This window comes from Rhodopirellula maiorica SM1, from assembly GCF_000346295.1.
GTDB classification, from domain to species: domain Bacteria; phylum Planctomycetota; class Planctomycetia; order Pirellulales; family Pirellulaceae; genus Novipirellula; species Novipirellula maiorica.
The window spans coordinates 1-4405 of record NZ_ANOG01000009.1 but is presented as its reverse complement, the minus strand read 5'-3'; the positions used below and the strand labels follow the sequence as shown (position 1 = coordinate 4405).

At 53.8% G+C, this 4405-nt stretch carries 2 protein-coding genes; both read left to right on the top strand.

All coding sequences use genetic code 11. The features are described 5' to 3' along the window. On the top strand, window positions 1-1594 hold a 1594-nt coding region (locus RMSM_RS00335), incomplete at its 5' end, for a tandem-95 repeat protein (protein WP_040763297.1). 656 nt (window positions 1595-2250) lie between these two features. After that, the coding region (locus tag RMSM_RS00330; RefSeq protein ID WP_008689818.1) for a peptidase at window positions 2251-4405 on the top strand (2155 nt) is incomplete at its 3' end.

The following is a 4405-nucleotide window of genomic DNA, read 5'->3' as shown; positions in this document are numbered from 1 at the left end:
ATTCACGCCAGCGTTGAATGCCGTGGGATCTGTGACAGTCCTGGTCAGTGCAACCGATAGCGGCGATGCAACGTCGTCACCGGTTTCATTCCAAATCACGATTGGCGAGATCAACGACGCACCACGACCATCGTCGGATGTTTTGAACCCGTCGGACGAAGACACCTTGTTGACGATTCCGGCCGAACAGCTGCTCGCCAACGACGGGGATCCCGACCTGCAAACCAACCCAAGCGAAACGCTGACGTTGGTCATGCCTGCGGAATCCACCTCGGTCAGCGGAGCAAGCGTCAAATTTGATGCTGCGACTCAGACGATTACTTACAACCCGTTGACTTCATCGGTATTGCAGGCTCTCGCACCAGGCGAGAGTTTGACCGACTCGTTCTCGTACACCGTGCGTGACGCTGCGGGTGTGGTTAGTGCTCCGGTAGTGGTCCGCGTCGTGATCAATGGAGTCAATGATGCCCCGACCCTTGTTGCAGATAATCCAGTGCTCGCAGCTTCGGGAGCCACGATCATCCGTCCACTGGACAATGACTCGGATATCGATGGCGAAATTGATTCGACGTCCGTTCGTCTCGAATTGCAGCCAGTGTTCGGCTCGGTGCAAATTGACTTGAACGGGGTGATCACTTACACGCCATTCGCCAGTTTCTCGGGCAACGACACGTTCTCGTACACTGTCGCGGATAATCTCGGACTTCGTAGCGAGCCAGCCGTGATTACGATCGATGCAAACCCAGCACCGATCGCCAAATCGGATGTCGCAGGCACGTTTGTCGACGAAGCGGTGGTGATCGATGTCGCTGCGAATGACAGTGACGACATCAATGGATCGCTGAACCTGGCGAGTATCCGAATTGTCACTGCTCCGAACCGGGGTGAAGCGGTACCGCTCGCCGATGGCACGATTCGTTACATCCCAGCGACTGGGTTTGTTGGAAGCGATTCGTTTACCTATTCGATCGCGGATAACGAAGGGCGATTCAGCACGCCGGCAACCGTGGCGGTTCAAGTCGTCGCCAGCCGATTGCAGAATCCGAACGACTTCGCGGACGTCAACGCCGATGGTGACGTTTCGGCACTCGATGCGTTGTTGATTATCAACAAACTGATGCTGGCCGGTGGCAATGTTTCAAGCATTCCGGTTCAGCCAGGGGATCAAGGACCGAATTACTTTGACGTTTCCGGTGACCGGCAAATTTCGGCTCTGGACGCGTTGCAAGTCATCAACAAATTGATGCTTCGCGGTCCGATACCGGCAAGCGGTTCGGGTGAATTGGCACAAGGCGAAAGTATCGCTGCATCTACGGTTACGGCAACGCCGTTCACGATGATGACTAGCGAGACGGTTGCGGTGATGGCAGAGCCTGATTCCGCCTTCGCGCTCGCACGTCGTCCCGACAAAATGTTTGCCAGTTCAAGCGACAATGTTTCAGCCGATGAAGTCTTTGATGCCAGCGTGGATCTGGATGCTTATGACTGGATTGATCGTGATGCGGTCGATCTGATTGCCGACGACCGAGAAGCGGACGAATGGTCCGATGATTCGCTTTCGGCACTCGATTCCGCTCTGCTTGAATTCGAGTGATTCGGCGGGAAAACACGGTGTTTTCAAAGCGATAACATCGCGATCGCATCGTGCGAAAACAACCAAGGGGGGTAGGCGTCGTCAGGCGTCTGCCCCCCTTTTTTTTTGCTGCTAGGTCGCGGGAGCTATCCGCCCAATCCATCTACTTTGGTAGCGGCACGGCGCGAGCCCAATGCCATCTATTTTCGTAGTGGGACTCGCCAGAGTTCCTGGTGTTTGAACAGCAACGATGGGAATTCTGGCGAATCCCACTACTTGAGCATCCCCCTGTGGTTGCCAAAGTAGATGGCATTGGGCTATCTGCCGCTGGGGATAAGCCACTCCCCCAATGCACTAAATCGAAGAAAATTTTCAGATTGAGGGAACTTTCCCATCGTGGTCTGCGTCGCGGGCAAGTTTTGCCCAAATCAATTGTAGGTTTTTTTTTAGTTGTAGGAATCAAACGGTGGATTTCTTAACCACCCGATTACTCTATAGTGCAATAAATATGTTGTAATGGACGACTTCATCTCGTCTCAAAAATAGTCTCCCCCGCAATTTTTGATCCTTCCGGAATATAGATCTATGACCCTCCGACCTTTTCGTGCGTTTCTCGGAAAAAAGCCCTTCGTCGATCTTCCCGCAAAAATCAGTTTCATCGAGACCAGTCGCGCAAGATGCTGACTCAGCAGCTTGAAGATCGTCGTTTGTTGGCAGGGCCCGAGTTGATCGCGATTCGGCCAGATGCCGGTGCTCTGTTGCAGTCGGGTGATACGCTGAGCATCGCACCTCGTGAGTTCAATCTGTTGTTCAAAGGAGGCGCGGATCTCAACGAGTCCACGATCAACTCCAACACCGTTCGTTTGGTTCGCAGCGGGGGCGACGGAACGTTTGGGGATGGCAACGAACAACAGATTGCGTTGGGGTATGTGGGACTCGATGAACCGGGCAGCACGGATCCAGAGGAATTGCAGCGGATCGTGTTTCGGACTGCCAGTTCCGCGTCGCACAATCCGACGGACGATCTGACCGATCCTGCGGCGGTTTTAAATTCATTCCCCGATGACACCTATCGCATCGAGATCATCGGCGCCGGAGGCAATGTCTTAGAGAACAATTCCGGCGAAGCCTTCAACAGCGGCGTCAACTACGCCTTGCCGTTTCGACTCGATCGCGGCGCGCAAGTCGTTGCCGTGGTGCCGCAACCAGTGGAACGTTTAACCAATGGTGATTTAAGTCAGAAGAAAGACACCATTGTTGTCCACTTTGACGGACAAGCACTCGATACCGATGATGCAAACGATCCGAAATTCTTCCGCCTCGTCGACACCTCGGGATCATTGTCCACCGCAGACGATGTGACTTCGGTACCTTCCGCGGCAGTCTATGATCAAGCCGCCGCGACTGTCACGCTGACCTTTGATAGCGACATCCCCGAAGGCACGTATCGCTTGGACGTTGGCTATTCCGCCGACGGTACAACGGCTAATAGCGGCGCCATTCATGTGGGGTCGTTGTTTGCCAATAGCGGGACGATTCAGAGTGGATACACAAAAGACGGATTTTTGGGCGATGCCAATGGAATGAACAATGACGCAAGTGACGTTGATCTCTATCGCGTGCAATTGGATGCAACTGGCCAGTTGACGATCAATGCCGCGCCGCATGCAGGGATGGCGCTCACCGTTCGAGTGCTAAACGCTAATCTCACTGCCGAAGTTGTTGCTCCCACGACGGGAGCCGCGGGAGCGATTGTGAATTCGATGCCGATTCTGGCACCCGGCGAGTATGTGGTCGAGGTTTCCAGTGCGTCAGGGACAGGTTCCTATGGATTGGAAATTCAGTCCAACGTTGCAGCCGCAGTGTCCGATGACAATTCCTCGGTCAACACGGCAACGAAGCTGGGTGTGTTGGGGGCCGCAGGAGTGGAGGTCAGCTCGGCAATCTCGGCACAGAATGTTCCGCTGCCGCCATACCCAGGCAGTCAAGATGAACCAGGTCATCGTCAGATTCAGCGTGAGCAACACATTGGGGCAAGTGGAACGGCATCGAGCACTCCCCAACCGATCACCGTCTACCGCTACAACTTCCCTGCGAATATTGGCATCGATTCCAACGGCGTTCCATATCCCAATGAGATGACCGCTCGTGAACGAGAGATTATTCGCGGTATTTTTGATGTTTTGGCGAAGGAATCAGGGTATGAATTTGTCGAGGTTGATTCCTCAGCTCCTAATCCGGGACTTCGAGTTGGCAAAGGGGATTTGAGAGCTGTTGCATCCGGCCTAGGCCCAAACTCAGGTGTCGCTGGGATTTTTACCGGGGCAGCGGTCACTGCAAACAAGTTTGTCTACCCAACATCATCGACGTATGGTGATGGATTCACCGAAACGATGACACACGAAATTTTGCATGCGCTTGGATTGGGGCATTCCTATGAAATCCCGGCGACAATGAGCGGCATTGCAGCGCCAGGACAAGTCTCACCGGGTGACAACGATATTGTTCATCTGCAGCGAATCGTTCCGCCTAACAGCACCGATATCGATCTTTTTCAGTTTCAACTTCAGGATGCTGGAACGTTTAAAGCGGAAGCCGTTGCGGAGCGGCTCAGCAACCCCAGTATGCTCGACAGCGTACTGACACTTTATCGCCAAACCAGCAGTGGCAATGTCGAAATGGTCGCACAGAACGATCATTACTTCGGGCATGACGCTTATCTGGAAATCGATCTTGAGCCCGGCACTTATTTTGTTGGAGTAACCAGTGCTGGTAATGACGATTACGATCCGCGTGTTCCCGATAGCGGCAGCGGCGGAACGACCGACGGCG